The 23,568-nt window shown below is 65.7% G+C and carries 20 protein-coding genes; 14 read left to right on the top strand and 6 right to left on the bottom strand.

Annotation, left to right across the window (positions count from 1 at the left end):
* The first annotated feature begins 187 nt into the window (after nt 1–187).
* Genes AABD04_RS13965 through AABD04_RS13925 form a run of 9 tightly spaced genes read left to right on the top strand, consistent with a single transcriptional unit; the run spans nt 188 to nt 11,767 of the window.
* Entirely contained in the window at nt 188–2,128 is a 1,941-nt protein-coding gene (locus tag AABD04_RS13965) for a magnesium chelatase subunit D family protein (protein WP_335740763.1), read from the top strand.
* Between the two features lie 10 nt (nt 2,129–2,138).
* Nucleotides 2,139–2,759: a cob(I)yrinic acid a,c-diamide adenosyltransferase gene (cobO, locus tag AABD04_RS13960; protein WP_243593340.1), complete on the top strand. Its 621-nt coding sequence runs from the start codon at nt 2,139–2,141 to the stop codon at nt 2,757–2,759.
* Complete coding sequence (locus tag AABD04_RS13955) at nt 2,753–4,147, top strand: cobyrinate a,c-diamide synthase (RefSeq protein ID WP_335740762.1); 1,395 nt, start codon at nt 2,753–2,755, stop codon at nt 4,145–4,147. The genes cobO and AABD04_RS13955 overlap by 7 nt, the downstream gene beginning before the upstream one ends.
* Nucleotides 4,148–4,159: 12 nt before the next feature.
* Complete coding sequence (locus tag AABD04_RS13950; protein ID WP_243593338.1) at nt 4,160–4,546, top strand: cobalamin biosynthesis protein; 387 nt, start codon at nt 4,160–4,162, stop codon at nt 4,544–4,546.
* 2 nt (nt 4,547–4,548) lie between these two features.
* Nucleotides 4,549–5,565 (top strand): zinc-binding alcohol dehydrogenase family protein, encoded by a 1,017-nt coding sequence (locus AABD04_RS13945; RefSeq protein WP_243593337.1) that lies wholly within the window; start codon nt 4,549–4,551, stop codon nt 5,563–5,565.
* 57 nt (nt 5,566–5,622) lie between these two features.
* Nucleotides 5,623–7,290, top strand: coding sequence for a DUF7800 domain-containing protein (locus tag AABD04_RS13940; protein ID WP_341441543.1), 1,668 nt, complete (start codon nt 5,623–5,625; stop codon nt 7,288–7,290).
* A gap of 52 nt (nt 7,291–7,342) precedes the next feature.
* Nucleotides 7,343–9,025: an ATP-binding cassette domain-containing protein gene (locus AABD04_RS13935; RefSeq protein ID WP_341441542.1), complete on the top strand. Its 1,683-nt coding sequence runs from the start codon at nt 7,343–7,345 to the stop codon at nt 9,023–9,025.
* An 11-nt stretch (nt 9,026–9,036) separates the two neighbouring features.
* The gene (gene cobA / locus AABD04_RS13930; protein ID WP_374230213.1) at nt 9,037–10,272 is read left to right on the top strand and encodes a uroporphyrinogen-III C-methyltransferase; all 1,236 of its coding nucleotides are present in this window, start codon (nt 9,037–9,039) and stop codon (nt 10,270–10,272) included.
* A 7-nt stretch (nt 10,273–10,279) separates the two neighbouring features.
* A complete protein-coding gene (locus tag AABD04_RS13925; RefSeq protein WP_341443054.1) occupies nt 10,280–11,767 on the top strand; it encodes an MFS transporter in 1,488 nt (495 codons plus the stop codon).
* A 13-nt stretch (nt 11,768–11,780) separates the two neighbouring features.
* Here the strand turns inward: AABD04_RS13925 and mgtE are convergent, their stop codons facing one another.
* The 3 genes from mgtE to yaaA are packed head-to-tail and all read right to left on the bottom strand — an operon-like array spanning nt 11,781 to nt 15,116.
* Nucleotides 11,781–13,124: a magnesium transporter gene (gene mgtE / locus AABD04_RS13920; RefSeq protein WP_341441541.1), complete on the bottom strand. Its 1,344-nt coding sequence runs from the start codon at nt 13,122–13,124 to the stop codon at nt 11,781–11,783.
* A 40-nt stretch (nt 13,125–13,164) separates the two neighbouring features.
* The gene (locus AABD04_RS13915) at nt 13,165–14,376 is read right to left on the bottom strand and encodes a DUF2786 domain-containing protein (protein ID WP_341441540.1); all 1,212 of its coding nucleotides are present in this window, start codon (nt 14,374–14,376) and stop codon (nt 13,165–13,167) included.
* Nucleotides 14,373–15,116: a peroxide stress protein YaaA gene (gene yaaA, locus AABD04_RS13910; protein ID WP_335740758.1), complete on the bottom strand. Its 744-nt coding sequence runs from the start codon at nt 15,114–15,116 to the stop codon at nt 14,373–14,375. The genes AABD04_RS13915 and yaaA overlap by 4 nt, the downstream gene beginning before the upstream one ends.
* A gap of 70 nt (nt 15,117–15,186) precedes the next feature.
* Here yaaA and AABD04_RS13905 point away from each other — a divergent pair, with 70 nt between their 5' ends.
* On the top strand, nt 15,187–16,938 hold the full coding sequence (locus AABD04_RS13905) for a proline--tRNA ligase (RefSeq protein WP_341441539.1): 1,752 nt from the start codon (nt 15,187–15,189) through the stop codon (nt 16,936–16,938).
* Nucleotides 16,939–17,013: 75 nt separating this feature from the next.
* Complete coding sequence (locus AABD04_RS13900) at nt 17,014–18,738, top strand: acyl-CoA dehydrogenase family protein (RefSeq protein ID WP_341441538.1); 1,725 nt, start codon at nt 17,014–17,016, stop codon at nt 18,736–18,738.
* Nucleotides 18,739–18,741: 3 nt separating this feature from the next.
* On the opposite strand, the gene AABD04_RS13895 is transcribed toward AABD04_RS13900, so the two are convergent.
* On the bottom strand, nt 18,742–19,356 hold the full coding sequence (locus tag AABD04_RS13895; RefSeq protein ID WP_341441537.1) for a TetR/AcrR family transcriptional regulator: 615 nt from the start codon (nt 19,354–19,356) through the stop codon (nt 18,742–18,744).
* Nucleotides 19,357–19,439: 83 nt separating this feature from the next.
* Between AABD04_RS13895 and AABD04_RS13890 the strand changes: the two genes are divergently transcribed.
* Entirely contained in the window at nt 19,440–20,894 is a 1,455-nt protein-coding gene (locus tag AABD04_RS13890) for an MFS transporter (protein WP_341441536.1), read from the top strand.
* Here AABD04_RS13890 and AABD04_RS13885 read toward each other — a convergent pair.
* Both AABD04_RS13885 and AABD04_RS13880 read right to left on the bottom strand, forming a co-directional pair.
* The gene (locus AABD04_RS13885) at nt 20,857–21,297 is read right to left on the bottom strand and encodes a ferritin-like domain-containing protein (protein WP_243593326.1); all 441 of its coding nucleotides are present in this window, start codon (nt 21,295–21,297) and stop codon (nt 20,857–20,859) included. The two genes, AABD04_RS13890 and AABD04_RS13885, sit on opposite strands and share 38 nt — an antisense overlap.
* Nucleotides 21,294–21,797: a hypothetical protein gene (locus AABD04_RS13880; RefSeq protein WP_341441535.1), complete on the bottom strand. Its 504-nt coding sequence runs from the start codon at nt 21,795–21,797 to the stop codon at nt 21,294–21,296. Before AABD04_RS13880 ends, AABD04_RS13885 begins: the two co-directional genes overlap by 4 nt.
* 168 nt (nt 21,798–21,965) lie before the next feature.
* On the opposite strand from AABD04_RS13880, the gene rimP reads away from it, so the two are divergent.
* Nucleotides 21,966–22,541, top strand: a complete 576-nt coding sequence (rimP, locus tag AABD04_RS13875; protein ID WP_243593324.1) for a ribosome maturation factor RimP — start codon at nt 21,966–21,968, stop codon at nt 22,539–22,541.
* A complete protein-coding gene (nusA, locus tag AABD04_RS13870; RefSeq protein ID WP_068050201.1) occupies nt 22,538–23,545 on the top strand; it encodes a transcription termination factor NusA in 1,008 nt (335 codons plus the stop codon). Before rimP ends, nusA begins: the two co-directional genes overlap by 4 nt.
* The last annotated feature ends 23 nt before the right edge of the window (nt 23,546–23,568 follow it).

Here is a 23,568-nt window from a genome sequence, read left to right as displayed (position 1 = left end):
TTCGTTCGTTCGGCGGTAGTGTTCCGTTCGAAGTCGGTCGCGGAGAAGTCCTGTGTCAATCAGGCGCGGTCCCGCCACTGTGTTCAGGAGTTTCTTCGATCAGGAGATTCCCCCGTCAGCCAGATCGCCGCCCGGCTTCGCGTATCTCGACCGAACGTCCGGCGCGGAACTCCGGGCACGAAGGGAATTGGCTGTGCAGCGAAGTGGGAGTGTTCCCGAACCGGGATATCCGTTCAGTGCGATCGTCGGCCAGGATCAGCTGAGATTGTCGTTGATTCTGTGCGCCGTGCACCCCGGTATCGGCGGTGTACTGGTGCGGGGAGAGAAGGGCACCGCGAAATCGACGGTGGTGCGCGCACTCGCGACACTGCTACCCGCGGTGGAGGACGAGGACGGGTCGCGCCCGGCGAAGCTCGTCGAACTTCCGGTGGGGGCAACCGAGGACCGAGTGGTGGGTTCCATCGACCTCGAGAGGGTTCTGCGCGACGGTGAACGTGCGTTCCAGCCCGGTCTCCTCGCAGCCGCGCACCGTGGTGTCCTCTACGTCGACGAAGTGAACCTGCTGCACGATCATCTGGTAGATGTGCTGCTCGATGCGGCCGCGATGGGTCGGGTTCACGTCGAGCGGGACGGCGTATCGCATTCACACCCAGCGCAATTCGTCCTGGTCGGCACGATGAATCCCGAGGAGGGTGAGCTTCGTCCGCAGCTGCTGGACCGGTTCGGTCTGGCAGTGGAAGTGACCGCATCACGCGACGTGGACGTCCGAATGAACGTCGTCCGCCGCCGGATGAACTACGAGCGCGATCCGCATGCATTCGCCGCCGCATACCGCGACGACGACATCGCCGTGGCCGAGCAGATTCTGGCCGCCCGGAAGATTCTCGACGATGTGGTGTTGAGCGACAAGGAACTTCGGCGTATCGCCGCTCTGTGTGCGTCCTTCGACGTCGACGGTATGCGCGCCGACCTGGTGCTGGCTCGTACCGCGTCCGCCCACGCAGCCTGGCGAGGCGCGAGCGACGTGGCCGAGGAGGACGTGCGGATCGCCGCCGAACTGGCACTGCCGCACCGGCGTCGGCGCGACCCCTTCGACGAGCCGGGCATCGACGACAAACAGTTGGACGAGGCCATGCGGGACGCGGCCGAACAGGCCGAACAGCAACCCGACCCGGAGCCCGACCCCGACGGCGGCGGGGGAGCGCCCGAGCCCGAAGCTCCCGGGGACGCCTCCCAGTCCCAGTCCTCCGATCCGCAGTCCTCCGATCCGCACGGCGAATCGACGCAACCACCGCCGCCCTCGGGTACCGGCAGCGAAAAGCAGGCAGGTACCCCTGGAGCACAGTTCAGAGCGCGGTTGCTCGAGGTTCCCGGAGTGGGCGAGGGAGCGCCGGGTCGGCGCTCGCGGTCACGGTCCTCGCACGGACGGTCGGTACGGCCCACCGTCGAGGCAGGCAAGGGTCTGCACCTGGTGGGCACCCTGTTCGCCGCGGCCGAGCAGCAGGTCGTCCGCGGCCGCACGTCCGGTCGGTTGAAGCTCGCGCCTGCGGATCTGCGGGGCGCGATCAAGGAGGGGCGCGAGGGCAACCTGATCGTCTTCGTGGTCGACGCCTCGGGATCGATGGCTGCACGAGATCGACTCTCGGCGGTCACCGGTGCGGTGCTGTCGCTGCTGCGTGATGCGTATCAACGTCGCGACAAGGTCGCCGTGATCACCGTGCGCGGTACGGAAGCCGAGACCGTGTTGCCGCCGACGTCGTCGGTGGATGTGGCCGTGACGCGGCTGCGCAACATGAAGACCGGTGGTCGATCACCCTTGGCGCAGGGATTCCTGAAGGCCCGGGATCTGGTTGTGCGAGAACGTGTTCGCGATCCGCTGCGCCGTGCTCTGGTGGTTGCACTGACCGACGGACGGGCCACCGGAGGCACCGATCCCGTCGGCCGGGCCCGCATTGCCGCGGGACGCATCGCGTCGGACAAGATCGCCTCCGTCGTCGTCGACTGCGAATCGGGAATGGTCCGCCTCGGACTCGCTGCCGATTTCGCGGCGTGCCTCGGCGGCGGTTACGTGGCCCTCGCGGATCTGTCGGCGGAGCAGGTCGCCGCAGTCGTTCGCGCAGCGGCGTAGGGGGTACGCGATGCCTCAGGGTGTACCGGCTCCCGGAACCGTTCCGCAGGACGGCCTCACGACGCGTCAGCGCCGCAATCTGCCCGTGCTCGCCGTCCATACCGGACCGGGCAAGGGGAAATCGACGGCCGCATTCGGAATGGCGTTGCGCGCTTGGAATCAGGGTTTCGATGTCGGAGTGTTCCAGTTCGTCAAGAGTGCCAAGTGGAAGGTCGGCGAGGAAGCGGCGTTTCGCACACTCGGCGAACTGCACGAGAGCACCGGGGTCGGCGGAGCCGTCGAATGGCACAAGATGGGCGAGGGGTGGTCGTGGACTCGCAAGAAGGGCAGCGACGTCGACCATGCCGAGGCCGCTGCAGAGGGCTGGCAGGAGATCGCTCGGCGAATCGAGCAGGAGTCGCACCGTTTCTACGTGTTGGACGAGTTCACCTACCCACTCAAGTGGGGGTGGGTCGACGTTGCCGAAGTGGTGGACGTCCTGACCCATCGACCGGGAAATCAGCACGTCGTCATCACCGGACGCGATGCACCTCGTGAACTGATCGAGGCGGCGGACCTGGTCACCGAAATGGCCAAGGTCAAGCATCCGATGGACGCGGGACGCAAGGGTCAGCGAGGCATCGAATGGTGAACCAGTCCTGTCCCGCAGTGGTGATCGCGGCCCCCGCGTCGGGCAGCGGAAAGACGACGGTGGCCACCGGGCTGATGGGTGCGCTGCGCAGCGCAGGCCGTACCGTCGCACCGTTCAAGGTGGGGCCGGACTACATCGACCCCGGATATCACTCGCTCGCGGCCGGGCTCCCGGGCCGCAACCTCGACGCCGTGATGGTCGGTGCCGACCGCATCGGGCCCCTGTTCCGACACGGCAGTCGGGGGTGCGACATCGCGGTTGTCGAGGGCGTCATGGGACTGTTCGACGGCAAGATCGACATGACCGGACCGGGGGAGGCCTCCGCCGAGGGATCGACCGCACGAGTGGCCGCGATGCTCGGTGCCCCGGTGATCCTGGTGGTCGACGCCCGCGGACACAGTCAATCGCTTGCCGCTGTGCTGCACGGGTTCTCGACGTTCGACGCCAGCGTCCGCATCGGCGGAGTGATTCTCAATCGCGTCGGCAGTCAGCGGCACGAAGACGTGTTGCGTCAAGCGTGCGAACGGGTGGGAGTTCCGGTACTCGGCGCGTTGCCGCGCATGAGCGAACTGGTGGTCCCGTCACGGCACCTGGGGCTGATCACCGCAGTCGAACACGGTGGTGCCGCAACCGATGCCGTCGACGCGATGAGCGCCCTCGTCTCTCGGTTCGTCGATATCGAGGCTGTGAGCGCCTTGGCTCGATCGTCGGTGACTGCGCCGCCGTGGTCGCCGGAGAACGAGGTACGCATCTCCGCGGGATCACCCGTGATCGCTGTGGCCGGTGGCCCGGCATTCACTTTCGGATACACCGAACACGTCGAACTGCTCCGCGCGGCGGGGGCCGACGTGGCCGTGTTCGATCCGCTGCGTGACGGATTACCACCCGGCACAGCAGGAGTCGTCCTCCCCGGCGGATTCCCGGAGGAACACGCGGCCGCACTGTCGGCGAACGAGCTACTGCTCGCGGACATTCGAGCAGCGGCAGCCCAGGGATTGCCGATCCATGCCGAGTGCGCCGGATTGCTCTATCTGGCAGGGCGATTGGACGGTCACGCCATGGCCGGAGTCATCGACGTGGACGCGGAATTCGGGAACACCCTCACGCTGGGATACCGCGATGCGGTTGCGCTGGAATCGTCGACACTGTTCGACGCGGGCACCCGTGTCACCGGTCACGAGTTCCATCGCACGAAGCTCGTCGCAGTGCGCGAGGCGGCGTCGGCGGCCTGGGGTTGGCATCGGCAGCGACCGGACGGCAGAACCACCGCTCGCGAAGGCTTCGTCCGCGGCGGAGTGCACGCGTCCTACCTGCACACCCATGCCGCGGGCAACCCCGAGTCGATCGCCCGATTCGTCTCCGCCGCAGTCGACTACGCGCGCGTGTAGAGCCGGCCCAGAATGCGGGTGGTCGTCGGTATAGGTGCCCGAGCCGGCGTCGATGCCGCCGACGTCGTGGCCGCGATCTCCGCAGTGCTGCAACCGGACTGGCATGTCGAGGCCATCGCCTCGATCGACCGAAAAGCAGAACTGGTGGTCGCGGTGGCGTCGAGCATGGGGGTTCGGGGCGTGACCTACTCGGCGAGGGAACTGTCGACCGTCGTCACGCCCACCGTGTCGGTCCGGGTGCTCCGTGCCGTCGGAAGTGCCAGCGTCGCCGAAGCAGCGGCACTACTGGCCGGCGGTTCGACGGAGTTGACGGTACCCAGGCTCGGTCTGGACGGTGTCACTGTTGCCGTTGTCGAGCTCTGCCTTGACGGTGGACAGGGGGTTCGGGCCATCCTGTAGGTATGACCGAGACGATGAAAGCCGTTGCCTACACCCGCTCGCTTCCGATCGACGATTCCGCCAGCCTCACGGACGTGGTCGTCGACGTGCCCACCGTGCGGCCGCGAGACCTGCTGGTCGACGTGAGAGCGGTGTCGGTGAACCCGGTGGATGTCAAGGTCCGTGCCGGCAACGATCCGCAGGGCGTCCCGAAGGTTCTCGGGTTCGACGCCGCAGGTGTGGTGCGCGCAGTCGGTGCCGACGTCACCATGTTCGCACCGGGGGACGAGGTTTACTACGCGGGAGACATCGGCAGACCCGGCACCGACTCGCAGTTTCATGCGGTGGACGAACGCATTGTGGCGAAGAAGCCGACGACACTCGATTTCGCCGATGCTGCGGCGTTGCCGCTGACCGTGATCACCGCCTGGGAAGGACTGTTCGACAAGCTTGGCATCACTGCCGAGACCACCGGGACGTTGCTGATGGTGGGGGCCACCGGAGGCGTGGGATCTGTTGTGCTGCAGCTTGTTCGGGAACTCGTTCCCGGTGTGCGCGTGATCGCGACGGCAGCGGACGAGGACGCAGTGGAGTGGGTTCGTTCTCTCGGTGCAGCCGAGGTGGTGAATCACCGCCGCGATCTTCGCGACGAAGTACGCCGAGTGGCACCGGACGGCATCGACTACGTGTTCACTGCCCATTCCGCCGGCCAGGTCGAGATCTATGCAGACCTGTTGACACCGTTCGGGCACATAGTGGCGATCGACGATCCCGAGACGCTCGACGTTCTCCCGCTGAAGACGAAGGCGATCTCGTGGCACTGGGAGTTCATGTTCGCTCGCCCGATGCACGAGACTGCGGATCTGATTCGTCAGCACGAGCTACTGACCAGGGTGGCCGAGCTCGTCGATGCGGGTTCGGTGCGCACCACTGCCACGACGGTTCTGTCTCCGATCGATGCCGAGCAACTTCGCGAAGCACATCGGTTGGTCGAGACCGGGCACGTACGGGGGAAGGTCGTGGTCGCCGCCCGCCGGTGACGGCCGATCTGCTCGACTGACTGGCGAAAGCCGGCCGACGCGGGCACTGTGGATCGAATGACCTCCGACAGCCTTGTCCTGCTCGGCCCGATCGTTCGATACGTCGGTACCGAGACTGCGACCCTGTGGTTCGAGATGGCCGAATCGTCGAAGATTTCGGTCGTGACCGACGTAGGCGTCCAGGGTTCCGAACAAACGTGGGGAGTGCACGGCCACCACTACGCGCTGGTGCCGCTCGAAGGCCTGCCGGCGAATTCGACGGTGCACTACGAGGTGTTCGTCGACGACAGTCGGGTGTGGCCGCCGGAGGGGCGGACGGCCGCCATCCACACAGTCGACGCCGAGGGGCCTGTCACACTCGCCTTCGGATCGTGTCGACGCGGCGACAACTACAGCGACGAATCCCTGAAACAGATCGGCGCCGACGCCTTGGCCGGGCTGGGGAACGCGCTGATCGAGCAGGATCCGAGTCGGTGGCCGCAGGCCTTGCTGCTCCTCGGTGACCAGGTGTACGCCGATGACCCGTCGCCGGAGATCGTCGAACGGCTTCAAGCGCGCCGACGCTCGGGCGATGGTCCCTCCAGTGCGATCGGAACCGACGCCGAGAACGAGATCTGCGATTTCGAGGAGTACTCCTGGCTGTACCGAGAATCGTGGGGACTCGAGCCGGTCCGGACCCTGATGGCGAGTATCCCGTCGTGCATGATCCTCGACGACCACGATCTGCGCGACGACTGGAACTCGTCCGCGTCGTGGCGGCGGGACATCGTGACGCGGCCCTGGTGGAACGATCGTGTGGTCGGCGCGTATTCGTCGTACTGGGTGTACCAGCACCTGGGTAACCTTTCGCCCAAGGAACTGGCGCAGGACGAGATGTACGCCGCCGTTCGGTCTGCCGACACCGATGCCGACCGAGAGAAGTTGTTGGCCGACTTCGCTTTACGCGTCGACCGGAAACCCGAGACCGGACGGTGGAGCTTCTACCGCGATTTCGGCGATACGCGGCTGATCATGATCGATTCGCGCTGCTCGCGGAACCTGGATCCGAACAACCGAGAGATGGTCGACGAGAAGGAGTGGGCGTGGGTACGAGAACGCGCGCTCGAAGAGAGCCCGCGGCACCTGCTCTTCGGTTCGTCGCTGCCCTACCTCATGCTGCCCGCGCTGCACTACCTGGAGCAATGGAACGAGGCTGTGGCGCAAGGGAGTTGGGGTGCCATGCCGGCCAAGGTGGCCGAGAAGATGCGGATCGGCCTCGACCTCGAACACTGGGCGGCCTTCACCAACTCGTTCAACGACATGGCCGCCCTGACGCGTGAGCTCTCGCGCGGTGAGAACAAGCCTGCTTCGATCATGTGGCTCTCGGGTGACGTGCACTGTTCGTACGTGGCGAACGCGAATTTCGGGGTCGGCGGGCGCGATGTACCTGCCACGTATCAACTGACCATGTCGCCGTTCCGCAATCCGCTCGATCTCCCTATCCGCGCGGTCAACAAGCTGGCCATCAAGCGTCCGGCAGCCCGAATCCTGTCGAAACTCGCTCGAGCCGCACACGTGGGCCCCTCCGGTGTCGAATGGGAGGCCGAGGCAGGCCCGTGGTTCGACAACGGCGTCATGCTGCTGACCCTGCACGGCGACTCGGCTCGGTTGCGAGTGCACCACGCCCACGTCGACGATGCGGGCACACAGGTTCTCACCGAGACGTCGACCCTGGCCCTCGCCTAGAGAACGGTAAACGATTGGCCATCGCCGGGCCGATGAGGTTGGCTGGTTCGTTGTGGCCCACCTCGAACTGAACGACATCGTCTACTTCCTGCCCGACGGACGGCAGTTGCTCAACGGTGTCGGGTTTCGCGTCGGCGACGGTGCCAAGACTGCCCTGATCGGGCCCAACGGGACGGGCAAGACGACACTGACGCGGATCATCGCGGGCGACGAGACGGCCGACGAGGGTTCGGTGTCGAGTTCCGGTTCGCTCGGGGTGATGCGGCAGTTCGTCGGTCAGTTGCGCGACGACTCGACCGTGCGCGACCTGCTGCTCTCGGTTGCGTCGCCGGCGGTCCGCACGGCGGCTGCGGCACTCGACGACGCCGAGAACACGATGATCGAGATCGACGACGAGAAGACCCAGATGAAGTACGCCCAGGCACTGTCGGATTGGGGTGACGTCGGCGGTTACGACCTCGAGCCGTTCTGGGACAAGGTCACCACGGCAGCACTCGGAATGCCGTTCGACCGCGCGAAGTGGCGCGCCGCGTCGACCCTCAGTGGCGGTGAGCAGAAGCGCCTCGTACTCGAAGCGTTGTTCGCCGGCTCGGACAATCTGTTGCTTCTCGACGAGCCGGACAACTACCTCGATGTGCCGGGCAAGCGATGGCTGGAAGCGACCATTCGCGATTCCGACAAGTCCGTCCTGTTCATCAGCCACGACCGGGAGCTCATCGCCAATGCCGCGAACCGGATCGTGACACTCGAGCCGGGGGTCAGCGGTGCCACCTCCTGGGTGCACGGCGGCGGGTTCGCGACGTATCACGCCGCGCGCGAGGACCGGAATGCTCGGCTCGATGAACTGCGTCGACGGTGGGACGAGGAACTGGTCAAACTGCGTGCGCTGGTGCTTCGCCTGCGGGAGAAGGCCAAATTCAACGACGGGGTCGCCGCTCGCTACCACGCGTCCCAGACTCGGTTGGCGAAGTTCGAGGAGGCCGGACCGCCGGAAGCAGTGCCGTTGAAGCAGCATGTCACCGTGCGTCTGCGCGGCGGCCGAACAGCCAAGCGTGCGTTGGTCTGTACGGGTCTGGAACTGACCGGACTGATGAAGCCATTCGACACCGAGATCTGGTACGGAGATCGCGTCGCCGTGCTGGGTTCCAACGGTTCCGGCAAATCGCACTTCCTGCGATTGCTCGCCAACGGTGGCACGGATCCGGAGAAGGAGCACGAGCCGGTGCAGGAACTGGCTCTCGATCCGGTGCCGCACACCGGCACCGCGGTGCTCGGGGCTCGCGTCAGGCCCGGCCTGTTCGCGCAGACCCACACACGTCCGGATCTCGCGGGCAACACGCTCCTCGACATCTTGCACATGGGCAACGAGCACCGAGACGGCATGGGGCGAGAGGCCGCCGGGAGGGCACTGGACCGCTACGGTCTGGCGCGCGCCGCCGAGCAGTCCTACGACAACCTTTCCGGCGGCCAGCAGGCGCGCGTGCAGATTCTGCTGCTCGAATTGTCCGGTGCCACCCTGCTGCTGTTGGACGAGCCGACCGACAACCTCGATCTCATGTCGGCCGACGCACTCGAAGACGCGATCGCAGCGTTCGACGGCACGGTCATCGCCGTCACCCACGACCGCTGGTTCGCGCGCAGTTTCGACCGATTCCTGGTGTTCGGCAGCACCGGCCAGGCCTACGAGTCCGATGAGCCCGTATGGGACGAGAAGCGGGTGCAGCGCGCGCGGTAGCGTTCCCTCTCGTGAACGCGACTGACTCTCCCTATCTGGTCGGCCTCAATCTGGAAGGTCGACGCGTCGTCGTGGTCGGTGGAGGCACCGTCGCGCAGCGTCGATTGCCGCTGCTGATCTCCTGCGGTGCCGTGGTGCACGTCATCACTCGCGAGGCCACGCCCGCTGTCGAAGCGATGGCCACCAGCGGTCAGGTGACGATCGAGTTGCGCGACTATCGCGAGGGCGACCTCGCCGATGCCTGGTACGCCGTCGCGTGCACCGACGAGGCCGACACCAACATCGCCATCGTCGCCGAGGCCACCGCGTCCAGGATCTTCTGTGTGCGAGCCGACATCGCCAAGGACGGCACCGCGGTCACCCCGGCGTCGGCCGAATGGGACGGACTGACTCTCGGTGTGCTCGCGGGCGGCGAGCACCGCCGGTCGGCCGCGGTACGCAATGCCGTGATCGAGGCGCTGCAGTCGGGAGTGGTCGCCGACTCCGCTCATGCTCCGTTGACCGGCGTCGCACTGGTCGGCGGCGGACCCGGTGATCCGGACCTCATCACAGTCCGTGGCCGCAGGCTGCTGGCGTACGCCGATGTCGTGGTGGCCGACCGGCTCGCACCGCCCGAGCTGCTTGCCGAACTGGGCCCACATGTGGAGGTGATCGACGCCTCGAAGATTCCGTACGGCCGCGCGATGGCGCAGGAGGCGATCAATCAGGCGTTGATCGACGGTGCGAAAGCGGGCAAGTTCGTCGTTCGGCTCAAGGGCGGCGACCCCTACGTGTTCGGTCGGGGATACGAGGAGCTCGAAGCACTCGCCGCCGAGGGCATTCCGGTCACCGTGGTGCCGGGCATCACCAGTGCCATTTCGGTGCCCTCGTCCGCCGGGATCCCGGTGACGCACCGCGCCGTCACCCACGAGTTCGTCGTGGTGAGCGGTCACGTGGCACCCGACCATCCCGATTCGCTCGTCGACTGGAACGCGCTGGCCAAGCTCAAGGGCACCATCGTGTTGCTGATGGCCGTCGAGCGCATCGGCCTGTTCGCCGACGTTCTCATCGCCGGGGGTCGACCGTCGGACACTCCGGTGATCGTCGTTCAGGAGGGCACCATGCGCACCCAGCGTGAAGTTCGCGCGACCCTGAGCACCGTCGCCGACGCGGTTCGTGACGCAGAGATCAGGCCTCCGGCCATCGTGGTCATCGGAACCGTTGCCGGTTTCTCTGTACACGCCGGTAACGTGAACGCCCGTGCCTGAATCATCGATGTCCGATACCTCCAGCACCGAGGTCAAGTACCCGGTCACGACCCGAGCGTTCGGGTTGGCGATCATCGTCCTGAGCGGCTTGCAGCTGATGGTGGTGCTCGACGGCACCGTCGCCAACCTGGCCCTGGCTCCCTTGCAGGCCGATCTGGGCCTGTCCGATGCCGGACGCAACTGGGTGCTCACGTCGTATGCACTCGCGTTCGGCGGACTGATGCTCCTCGGCGGCAGACTCGGTGATGCGTTCGGCCGCAAGAAGATGTTCCTGGCCGGCGTCGTGCTGTTCACGATCGCGTCCCTGCTGTGCGGGCTTGCGGTCAACGAGGCCACGCTGGTAGCGGCCCGCGCGCTTCAGGGCGTGGGAGCCGCGGTGGCGTCGCCCACGGCGTTCGCGTTGGTGGCCACCACGTTCGCGCCTGGACCGGTCCGGAACCAGGCCATCGCGATCTACGCGGCCATGACGGGTGTGGGCTCCATCGCCGGGTTGATCATCGGCGGTGCGCTGACCGAAGTGTCGTGGCGATGGATCTTCCTGATCAACGTGCCGATCGGTGCCGTCATCGTGGTGCTCGCAGTCGTGTCCTTGCAGGAGACGGTGGGGACGCGGCTGCCTCTCGACGTTCCGGGCGCGATTCTGGCGACGCTCGGCTGCACCGGCGTGGTGTTGGCGCTGAGCGAGGGTACCGAGCTGGGCTGGACCAATCCGATCGTCATCGTCTCGCTGCTCGCCGGTCTGCTCTTCCTCGGGCTGTTCCTGCTGGTCGAGCGCCGCGCAGACAATCCACTGCTGCCGTTCTCGCTGTTCCGCAACCGGGATCGGGTCGCGACCTTCGTGGCCATCTTCTTCGCCGGTGGCGTGATGTTCTGCCTCGCCGCGTACGTGGCACTGTTCGTTCAGGACATCCTGGGATACAGCCCACTGCACGCGGGCCTGGCGTTCGTGCCGTTCGCCTTCGGACTCGGAGCCGCCGCATTCCTGGCCTCGCAGTTGGTGACGCGCATCGCTCCTCGTTGGCTGATCCTGAGCGGTGCCGTCATCATGGTCGGCTGGCTCATGGTGTCGGTTGCGACGATGAACGCGGACTCGTCGTATTTCCCCGGGCTGTTCTTCCCCGTCATCGGCATCGGCTTCGGTGTCGGCCTGACGGTGGTGCCGCTCCCGCTGTGCGCCATCGCCGGAGTGAGCCCCACCGAGATCGGTCCGTTGACCGCTATCGCCCTGGTTGCCCAGACCCTCGGCGGACCGCTTGCGCTGGCCGTGATCGGCGCTCTGGTCACCTCGCGCACCCTCTCGCTGGGCGGCATCTCGGGACCGGCGACGCTGATGAACGACAATCAGCTCGATGCATTGAGCTCGGGATACATGTTCGCGCTCTTCTGCTGCGCCGTCTGTGCCGTGGTCGCGGGAATCGCTGCGGCGTTCATTCGTTTCACCCCGCAGCAGGTCGCTCAGGCCCAGGCTGCGCAGGAAGACGCTCAGAAAGCCTGACGAGCAGGGCTGATCACACGCCCAGCACGGCCTTCGCGATGAGGAAGTAGACGATCAACCCCGTCGCGTCGCAGAAGGTGGAGATGAAAGGTGTCGAGAAGACCGCCGGGTCCACACCGATCTTCTTCGCGATCAGCGGCATCGCGCCGCCGACCGTGGCCGCAAGTGTGCAGATCGACAGCAGCGTCGTTCCGATGACGACGCCGAGGTGCCAGTCGTAGACGAGCCCGGCGATGACGAAGCCCAACGTGCCGAGCATCGCACCCATCGTCGCTCCGACCCGAACCTCGCGGAACAGCACCGCGGCGATGTCCCGCGGTCGCACGTCACCCAGCGCGAGTGCCCGCGTGACAGTGGTCGCGGCCTGCGAGCCGGTGTTGCCTCCGGTTCCGGTCAGCAGAGGGATGAACAGGGCGAGAGTGACCACGGCGGCAAGGGCATGCTCGAAGATCTCCAGTACCTGCACCGTGAGAATCGCCGACAACGCCAGCACCAGCAGCCACACCACACGGGAGCGAACGATGGCGAGCACCGGCGTGGACAGGTAGGGGCGCCGTAGCGGCTCCGAGCCGCCCGCCCGGGCGGCATCCTCGTCCTCCGCCTCCTCGAGGATGCGCGCGGACTGCTCGAGAGTGAGTATCCCGATCAGCCGTTGCTCGGAGTCGACCACCACCGCGGGACTACGGTGCTCGAAGCACAGCCGTGCAGCCTCCTCCGCCGACGAATCGGCCTCGACCACCGGATGATCCGAGGACAGATCGCCGACCGGAGTGCTCGGTGCCGCTGTCGCCAGATCGGCGAGCGTCACCACCCCCAACAGAGTGCGGTGATCGTCGGTGATCGGCAATAGATACACCGACTCGGCGTTCGAGCCGGTACGACGCACGGCATCGAGGGCGTCGCCGGCGGTCGCAGCGGTCCGTAGCCGAACGAACTCCGGACTCATGCGGCGGCCGACCGATCTGCGGTCGTATCCCAGCATGGGGGCGGTGAGTGCGCGTTCGTCGGGGGACAAGCCCACCAGCAGTCGATGCGCGACGTTGGAAGGGAGTTCGTCGAGCAATTCGACACGGTCGTCCGGGTCGAGTTCCTCGAACAGAGCGATCACATCGTAGCTGCGAAGACTCTCGAACAACTCACCGCGAACGGTGGCGTCGAAGCGCTCGAAGACCGCCACCGCCTCGTCCTTGGGCAGAAGGCGAAACAACACCGCGCGTCGAGACGAGTCGACACGCTCGAGCACGCGCACCGCATCGGTCGTAGACAGCTCGGCCATCAGAGTGGACAGTGCGGCCATGTCGCGGTCGGTCAGGAGTTCGGACGTTCGCGTCATGATGTCGTCGAGAGTTTCGGGCACAGAATCATTTTGCCTTGCGAACCAGCAGTGACATCACACCTCAGCGCGAGAGGTCGGCGCGATCGGCAGCCGCCTGGCCCGAGTCCCAGCCCTCGGCGTCCAGGCGTGGACCCCGCATCGGCTTCGCCGTCGGAAACAATCGATCGAATTCGGCTTCCACTGCGACGGTCTGCGCGGCGAGAATCGGTAGCAGATCACCGGATTCGTGACGCGCCTCCTCCAGGGCGTGCGCATCGGCGTCGGTCAAGCGATCTCCGATTCGGATCGCATAGGCGTACAGGAAGGCCTTACCGAAGGCGGCCGAGCCGGCTTTCTTGCGCTTCTTCGCTTCCGGCGAATGGCACAGGGCGCGAGTTGCCTGGACCAGCAGAGAGGTGAACAGCAACTCGGTCTGTTCCACGTCCACCGGAGCTCCGACCAGGGTTGCGACGGCGAATTCCGGGTCCCAGATCGCCTTCACACGGTTGGCGGTTCCGACAACGTGCAACAACTGCGCCTTGGCCGGGGCGTGCGGGCCGTCGACATGAACGCGTCGGCCGTGAATATCGATGTGGCCCTGCGAGAGCAGCATGGTGTCGATGGAGTAGCGCGTCATCAACTCCTGTGCCTTGGCCGTCAGCGTCTCGGCCTCCTCCTCGAAGTCCGTGGCGTCGGCCTTGGCCAGTAGGCCGCGAATCTTGCTCAGCATCTTGGTGTTCGGTGAGTCGGAGCCGGCGACACCCGTCACTGTGGGACGCGTGCGCGGCCACTGGGACGGCGTGGGGCCGAGCCGAGGCCACCGGGGGAGTGTCTGCCATCGACCGAGCAGGGTGAGCACGTCGAGCCACTGATCACTGGCAGCGATGTAATCGGACTTGCCGGAGGAGATCAGGTACGCGGTCAGGAAGTCGGGTGTGGCCTCGACCCGGGCCGCAACCCGGGGGAACTGCTCACAGATAGTGGACATCTGGTCCACCCAGTCCTGCGGGGCCCGCGAGTCGGCGTCGGTGAGATCGGCCTGATGCAGCAGAACTGCGGCAGCGAGATCGGCCACGCTCACCGTGTGCTGACGCCGCACGACGTGCACCAGATCCAACGGTTGCCAACCGTTTTCGTACATCGTCTCGATCATGTTCGTCAGCGCCCGAGAGCCGAGTTCGGTCGCGTCCATCGACACCAGTCGATCTGCGACGTCGTCGGCGACGCGTTGGCTCTTGGTCTTGCCTACCGAGGCGTCGGCACCGCGGCGGAGCAGTCCCGGAATCTCGCTCATTCGGTGAGCACGATCAATTCGGTGCTCGACGCCACTTCGACGCGTAGGCCCGCCTTCGATGCCACGCGCGCAACGGCTTTCACGTCCTTCGGCTCAGCGGTGGTCAGGGTCAACGCGCGCGCGAGCAGTCCTTTGTGATGCTTGTTGAAGTGGCTCACCACCGATCGGCTGCCGTCGGGCTTCTCGGTGAGCACCGTTGCGGTGATCGCGCCGGGGACGGGCCCGAGCTGCTGATACGTGCCGGATCGGAGGTCGACGACAATCCCCTCGTCCTCGGCTTCGATGGCATCGGAGAGTTCCGGCTTCCAGTGTGATCGCAGAGTGCCGAAGTTCGGAATGGTCGATCCGCCGGAGAGACGGTAGGACGGGATGGGGTCCGATGCGCGGACGGCTCCGAACAATGCCGAGCCGATCCACAGCCGCGCGTCCGCCCGGGCGCGACCGGCTCGGGTGAACGACGCCGCGTCGAGAGCGTCGTAGAGCACCCCGGTGTACCGCTGCAAGGCAGGCGTGGTGGGTGAGGTCCACAACCGGGCGTTGCGTTCGATCTCGTCTACCTGGGTGGGACCGAGTCCGAGTGCGGTGACGGACGCGTCGACGTCGTCGGCGAGCTCGACCAGCGCATCGGCGAGCTTTCGGCGAAGCGGAAGGAGCGACGGCAACGACAGTCGGTCCAGATCGAGAGGTGCCCCGGAACCGCCGTCGGACTTCGTCTCGGAGGGAGGCAGCAGAATCAACACGATCGTCAAGGCTACTCACTGCACGGCCGCCTGCTCACAGGCGCTGCGCAACCGACTAGTCTGACAACCCGTGATCACCCGTCTTTCGCAGCTGTTCCTCCGCACCCTTCGCGACGACCCGGCCGACGCCGAGGTCGACAGCCACAAGCTGTTGGTTCGTGCCGGTTACGTTCGTCGTATCGCGCCGGGTGTCTACTCCTGGCTGCCGCTCGGACTCCGCGTGCTTCGGCAGGTCGAACGCGTCGTGCGTGAAGAAATGAACGCCATCGGTGCGCAGGAGATATCGCTGCCCGCACTGCTGCCGCGCGAGCCCTACGAGACCACCAACCGGTGGACCGAATACGGCGACGCGTTGTTCCGCCTGCAGGACCGCAAGGGCAACGACTTGCTGCTGGGGCCCACCCACGAAGAGCTCTTCGCACTGACGGTGAAGGCCGAGTACAACTCGTACAAGGATCTGCCGGTCACGCTGTACCAGATCCAGACCAAGTATCGGGACGAGGAGCGTCCCCGCGCGGGCATCCTTCGCGGCCGCGAATTCGTCATGAAGGACTCGTACTCCTTCGACATGGACGAGGACGGTCTGAAGAAGTCCTACGACGCCCACCGCGAGGCATACCAGCGCATCTTCGCCAGGCTCGGCGTCTCGTATGTCATCGTCGCCGCGACGTCGGGTGCCATGGGCGGCAGCGCATCCGAGGAATTCCTGGCCGAGAGCGACATCGGCGAGGACACCTACGTCCGATGCGTCGAATCGGGTTACGCCGCAAACGTCGAGGCAGTCACCACGCCTGCGCCAGAACCGCTTCCGATCGAAGGCCAGCCGGCCGCCGTCGACTACGAGACCGGTGAGACTCCGACCATCGCGACGTTGGTCGAATGGGCCAATGGCGCTGATCTGGGCCGCACCGTCACCGGGGCCGACACGCTCAAGAACATCCTGCTCAAGGTTCGGGGCGCCGAGGGGGAGTGGGAGCTGCTGGCGATCGGGCTGCCCGGTGACCGCGAGGTGGACGAGAAGCGGCTCGAGGCCTCGCTCGAGCCCGCCGAGTTCGCTCTGCTGACCGACGCCGACTTCGCTGCCAACCCGTTCCTGGTCAAGGGTTACATCGGACCTCGCGGGTTGCAGGCGAACGGAGTTCGCTATCTCGTGGACCCGCGGGTGGTCGACGGCACGTCGTGGATCACCGGCGCGGACGTCAAGGGAAAGCACGTGGTGAACCTTGTCGCCGGTCGTGACTTCGTTCCCGACGGCACCATCGAAGCGGCCGAGGTGCGGGACGGCGACATGTCTCCCGACGGTCGTGGTCCGCTGGTCAGTGCGCGCGGAATCGAGATCGGGCATATCTTCCAGCTCGGCTACAAGTACACCGACGCGTTCTCTGTCGACGTACTCGGCGAGACCGGTAAGCCCGTCCGTCTGGTCCAGGGTTCCTACGGAGTCGGTGTCTCTCGTCTGGTCGCTGTGATCGCCGAGCAGATGCACGACGACAAGGGCCTGCGGTGGCCGTCGGAGGTGGCGCCCGCCGACGTTCACCTGGTGATCGCGAACAAGGACGACGCCGCTCGGGCCGGCGCGGAATCGATTGCGACACAACTCGATACGCAGGGAATAGAGGTGCTCTTCGACGATCGCAAGGCCTCGCCGGGAGTGAAATTCAAGGACTCGGAGCTGATCGGTGTTCCACTGGTGGTCGTCCTCGGCCGCGGCTGGGCCGACGGCAAGGTGGAGATCCGCGATCGCTTCTCCGGTGAGAGCCGCGAACTGGACATCGACTCGGCGGTCGACGAGATCGTGAAGGCAGTGCGGAACACCCCGTAGAACAGTCCGGCGATCTCTCTGCGCGGTCGTGTACCCGCTGGTAGCTTCGGGTCAACGACTAGGAGAGGTCACACCGTGGCTCAGTATGCGCTGTTCGATCCGACAACGTTCGATCCCGCCGAGCTCGACGAGGAATCTCGCCGGCAACTGCGTGCATTGATCGAGTGGTTCGAGAGTCGCGGCAAAGGCAGGCTCTTGGCGGACGACCTCGACAGCGTCTGGCCCGCCGACTTCCTCGAATTCGTCGCCGAGCAGAAGTTGTTCGCAACGTTCTCCACGCCCGCCGCCTTCGCTGATGGTGTGCCGAACACGCGGTGGGACGCTGCACGCAATGCCGCGCTCAGCGAGATTCTCGGGTTCTACGGTCTGGCGTACTGGTACACCTGGCAGGTCACGGTCCTCGGTCTCGGCCCGATCTGGATGAGCGCCAACGACGACGCCAAGCGGCGCGCAGCGACCGAACTGAACCGCGGCGGAGTGATGGCCTTCGGCCTGTCCGAGCGGGCGCACGGTGCCGACGTGTACTCCACCGACATGCTGTTGACGCCTTCGACCGATGACGCGGACGTCGAGTTCACTGCGTCGGGGGAGAAGTACTACATCGGAAACGGCAACGTGGCCGGCATGGTGTCGGTGTTCGGTCGACGCACCGACATCGAGGGGCCCGATTCGTACGTCTTCTTCGTGGCCGACAGTGGGCACCCGGCCTATCGACTCCGCGACAGCGTCGTGCACGGTCAGATGTACGTCAGCACGTTCTCGCTCGAGAACTACCCCGTCCGCAAGCAGGACATCCTGCACACCGGGGCCGATGCTTTCTCGGCGGCACTGAACACGGTCAACGTCGGCAAGTTCAATCTCTGTACCGGTTCGATCGGGATCTGCGAGCACGCGTTCTACGAGGCGATCACGCACGCCAACAACAGGATCCTCTACGGAAATCGCGTCACCGACTTTCCGCACGTGCGTAGCGCATTCGTCGACGGTTACTCGCGCCTGATCGCGATGAAGCTCTTCAGCGCCCGGGCGGTGGACTACTTCCGCGCTGCCGGACCAGAGGACCGGCGCTACCTGCTGTTCAATCCGATGACCAAGGCCAAGGTCACCTCGGAGGGTGAAACCGTCGTCCGGCTGTTGCACGACGTCATCGCAGCCAAGGGGTACGAGAAGAACACCTACTTCCGCGAGGCCGCCCAGTTGATCGGAACGCTTCCCAAGCTCGAGGGCACCGTGCACGTCAACGTTGCACTCATGCTCAAGTTCATGCCTGCGTACATGTTCTCGCCTACCGACTACCCCGACGTCGGCACTCGGACCGAGCCGGTGGACGACAGTTTCTTCTTCGCTCAAGGCCCGGCCAGAGGTGCGAGCTCGGTGCGCTTCCACGACTGGAATCCGGTGTATCAGAAGCATTCCGGCATACCCAACGTCGGACGGTTCTACGAGCAGGCGCAGGCGTTCAGGACATTTCTCGCCGAGTGCGCGCCCGACGAAGCGCAGCAGAAGGACCTCGACTTCCTGCTCGTGGTGGGTCACCTGTTCTCGCTCGTCGTCTACGGTCACCTCCTGCTCGAGCAGGCCGACGAGATCTCGACCGAGATGATGGACCAGATCTTCGATTTCCAGATCAGGGACTTCTCGGGTTATGCCGTCGCGCTGTACGGAAAGCCGTCGTCGACAGGGGCGCAACAACAATGGGCGCTCGATGCCATTCGTAAGCCGGTGGTCGATGAGGGCCGTTTCGAGACGGTCTGGGACGAGGTCGTCACGTACGACGGTCGGTACGAGATGCGTCCCTAGTCGTCACAGCTGTCCGGAATCGGCTGGAACGAGCGTGGTTCCGAACGCGCACATCGTCATCTCGTGCAGTCCGGCGCTGTCCTCCGGATGCTCCGGTGCCTGCATCGATATCAAGACGTTGAGCAGCATTCCGTGCGCGATGAACTGTCGAGCCTGATCTTCCGAACACTCGGTTCCGTTGCGGATCTGGCTGTAGATCGCGCCCATTCCTTCTCGTGCCTGGCGGCCGATCTCGGGCACCGCGCCTGCGCCGAATCCGTGCATCATGACCATCAGCAGGTCGCGATCGGCCACCAGATCCGCGTAGGCAGAGCCGAGATTCGCCCATGTGCTGTCGTCCTCGGGATCGAGCGGGCCCGCCGCCAGCACGGCATCGAACGCAGCCATGATGCCGTCGATGGAGCGTTGGAACACCAGGCGAAACAATTCGACCTTGGTGCCGAACATGCGGACCACGTACGGCTGAGAGACCCCTGCTTCCTTCGCGACCGCATCGGTACTGGTGCCCGCGTAGCCCCCGCGTGCGAACGCGCGCATTGCCGCGTCGAGGACGAGCTCTCGGCGGTCGGCCGCATCCATCCGGGTGGCTCTGGGCTTGGGTGCTGACGTGTCGGACATGTTGACAGGTTATCAGTCGATAACTTACGGTGCTCGAATAAGTAATCATTCGATGCTTACAGGCCCGAGACGGGACGACCACAATGACCGCTACAGCCTCTCCACCTGCAGTGCAGCCCGCCAATCGGAACGTTCCCGTGTGGCTCGGCATCCTCGCGGCATCCCTGCCGATGTTCATGGCAACACTCGACAATCTGGTGATGACCAGCGCGCTACCGGTCATTCAGCAGGATCTGAACGCGTCGGTCGGCCAGCTGCAGTGGTTCCTCAACGCCTACACCCTGAGCTTCGCCACGTTCATGCTCACAGCGGCGACGCTCGGCGACAGATGGGGTAGACGCACGGTGTTCCTCGGCGGGATCACCGTTTTCACTGCCGCCTCGGTGGCCAGCGCGCTCGCTGCGAGCCCAGGGATGCTCATCGCGGCGCGGGCCGTGCAAGGAATCGGTGCCGCCGCGATCATGCCGTTGTCCCTTGCGCTGCTCGCCGCGGTGGTGCCGGTGGGCAAGCGCGCGATGGCAATCGGGATCTGGGGTGGAGTCTCCGGACTCGGCGTCGCGCTGGGGCCGGTGGTCGGCGGAGCCGTCGTCGACGGAATTTCCTGGCAGGCGATCTTCTGGATCAACGTTCCGGTGGCCCTCGTCGCAGTTCCGTTGGCGTACGTCGCGCTGAAGGAAACGGCAGGCCGCATCCAACCGCTCGATCTGCCCGGCGTGGTCCTCGCAGGCGGCGGTGTCTTCCTTCTGGTGTGGGCGGTGGTCCACGGCAACGACGACGGGTGGGCGTCGGCCACGGTGCTCGCCGGCTTCATCGGCTCGGCGGTGCTGCTCGTCGCCTTCGTTCTGCGTGCCTCGCGCACCAGGCACTCGGTATTGCCGCTTGCACTCTTTCGTTCGCGCAGCTTCACCATCGCCAACATCATCGGAATCACGTTCTCGCTCGGCATGTTCGGGGCTGTCTTCCTCCTCGCGCAATACCTTCAGATCGTGATGAACTACACGCCGTTCCAGGCAGGCCTACGCACGTTGCCGTGGACTGCGGCACCGATGGTGGTCGCACCGATCGCAGGTGTGCTCGCCGAGCGCGTCGGGCTGCGTGGACTGTTGGTCGCCGGCTTGTCGCTGCAGTCGGTCTCGCTCGTGTGGATGGCGCTGATTCTGGGCCCCGACACCGAGTATCCGTCGATGGTCCCGGCGCTGCTGATGGCCGGAGTGGGCATGGGACTGACGTTCGCTCCGTCCGCCACCGCAGTGCTGCGGGACATGAAGGACGACGATCACGCCACCGCGAGCAGTGCGAACTCCACTGTGCGAGAGGTGGGTATCGCACTCGGCATCGCAGTACTGACAGCGGTGTTCATCGGGGCCGGTGGATCACTGACGCCCACCGGTTACACCGACGCCTTGGCGCCCGCTCTGCTCGTCGGCGCAGGGGCAGTGGCGATCGGACTGGTGGCGGCGCTGTTCATGCCGGGCCGTTCCGTCGGACCGGTGGAAGCGCTCACGGTTGGCCGGGAAATGCCGTCGACGACGGACTGACGCCCAGAATCTGCTGCCACGTCGCGAGGCGAACCGCGGCGTCGGTCAGTGCCTGCACCCCCATCTCGCGAGTGGCTCCGGACTGGCTGCGTTCGATCAGCGAACGCCACGCGATACTCGTGTCGATCTCGGCCTGCGCGGCCAACTGCGCAGCCGAGATCGCGTCGGTCACGGGAAACGGGGACGCATACGCCGGATCGGGCAGCGGAACAGAAACGCTCGCCGCCTGAAGGGCGTCGATCGTCGAATCTCGACGCGCGCGATGGGCAGCGGTGTTCGACGCCACCACCTCGGCGCGCGTGGGGTTGGAGAACGCCGCCACGACGCCGTAGGCGAACACCGCCGCATACTCGGCGTGGAGTGCATCGACGAGGCCTTGCTGTTCCGGACCGAGATCGCTCATGCCAGCACCACCAGGGCCGAGACCGTGCACGAAGCGCTGATCGAACCGAGAAGGCCGGCCCGGTAACCGCTTTCGTTACGAGCCGCATTCGCTGCGCTGCCGGCAGAGGAGGTCAACATCTCCCGCACGGCCGCGAGATCGGGCGGCGGCGTCGTGGGAGCGGGCGTTGTGGTGCTCGCAGTAGTGGACGTACCGGTCGAGGCACCGGTGGCGCGGGCGATCTCGGTTTCGAGCGCATCGGCGTGCTCGGTCCGTTGCGCCGCAACGATCCCCAGTGCGGCTGCGTAATCGGCGATCACCGTCGCTGCCGCGGTGGCATCCGCCGCATCCGCGCGGGCAGCGCGCAACTGCGCGGTCAGGGTATCGAGGGCAGGACCCGAGATCGTCTCCTGGCCACAGGCCGCAACACTCGACACGGTGGCCGCGGACAGAGCGGCCACACCGGCGAGTCGGAACAGCCCACGGCGACTGAGCGCGAAGGGGACGGTCGGCGTTGGCACTCCGATATCGTGCCAGACCGCAGCGCTTGCACTCGCCGTGCCCGTGTGTCGCGTCGGCCGATCGTGGTCACGAGCACTGTCTGCGGGGCGGTAGGCTGTTGGTTCACCAAACGCAGTCCGGCTGCCCTACGCCGGGTCGCCCACAACTACACACGAGGAGTTCGCGACATGCCTGTTCCGTCCAAGGAAAGGGTTGTCGAACTGCTCGCCGACCTCGTTCGAGATCGGGGTTACGACCTCGAGGACGTGAACGTGGTCGCCGCAGGAAAGCACAGTGCAGTGCGCATCATGGTCGATCGCGAAGAGGGAATCGACCTCGACGCGCTCCCGGAACTGAGCCGCGAGATCTCGGATGCCTTCGATGCCGTGACGGATTTCGGGGAAGCGCCCTACACGTTGGAAGTCACCACCCCCGGAATCGATCGCCCGCTGACCGAGGCACGGCATTGGCGTCGGGCCCGCGGGCGCAAGGTGCGTGTCGAACTCGCCGACGGCAAGTTCGACGGTCGCGTCGGTGTCCTCGACGGCGATTCGGTCACCGTGGTGGTCAAGGAGAAAGGCATTCTGTCGACGCGGTCGGTCGCGCTTGCCGATGTTGTGAAAGCTGTTGTGCAGGTTGAGTTCTCGCGTCCCAGCGCTGAGGAGATGGACCTGGCGGGTGGTGTGGTCGGCAGTCGGCCGTCGCCCGCGAACACCGATGAGATCGTGGATGTGGAAGCACCGGAAGAAGGGTCGGACAAGTGAATATCGACATTGCCGCATTGCGTGCCATCGAGGCGGACAAGGGAATTCCGATCGAGATGGTGATCTCGACGATTCAGACCGCATTGCTGACGGCCTACCGGCACACCGAAGGGCACCAGTCCAACGCGTGGATCGACGTCGATCGCAAGACCGGATCCGTTCGGGTGATGGCCAAGGAGCTCGACGCCGACGGCAATCTGATCTCCGAGTGGGACGACACCCCCGAGGGCTTCGGACGCATCGCGGCGACCACGGCGCGCCAGGTCATTCTGCAACGCCTACGCGACGCCGAGCACGAGCGTTCGTTCGGCGAGTACTCCACGCACGAGGGTGAGATCGTCAACGGTGTCATTCAGCGCGACACGCGCGCCAACGCCAAGGGCACGGTCATCGTCCGCATCGGCAGTGACGCCAACGGTGCCGACGGCCTCCTCCCACCCGCCGAGCAGGTGCCGGGCGAAAGTTACGAGCACGGCGAGCGCATCAAGTGCTACGTCGTCGGAGTCGCCCGGGGCAATCGCGGCCCGCAGATCACCCTCTCGCGCACCCATCCGAATCTGGTACGCAAGCTGTTCGCCCTCGAGGTGCCCGAGATCGCCGACGGTTCGGTCGACATCGTGGCAGTGGCCCGCGAGTCGGGGCACCGCTCGAAGATCGCCGTCGCGTCCACCGTGTCCGGTCTCAACGCCAAGGGCGCCTGCATCGGACCGATGGGTCAGCGCGTGCGCAACGTGATGAGCGAACTGGCGGGCGAGAAGATCGACATCATCGACTTCGACGAGGACCCGGCCACGTTCGTCGGGAATGCTCTCTCGCCCTCGAAGGTTGTCTCGGTGACGGTGGTCGACGCCGTTGCACGGGCGGCCCGTGTCGTGGTTCCCGAGTACCAGCTCTCCTTGGCAATCGGCAAGGAAGGGCAGAACGCGCGACTGGCCGCTCGATTGACCGGTTGGCGTATCGACATCCGCAGCGATGCGGCGGCACCCGAGACGACCAGCGCGTAGGGCCGGAATGCGGAGTTCGAGGC

This window comes from Rhodococcoides navarretei (assembly GCF_038069675.1).
Classification (GTDB): domain Bacteria; phylum Actinomycetota; class Actinomycetes; order Mycobacteriales; family Mycobacteriaceae; genus Rhodococcoides; species Rhodococcoides navarretei.
Note: the sequence above shows the minus strand (reverse complement) of the source record. Positions and strands in the feature narration are given on the sequence as shown.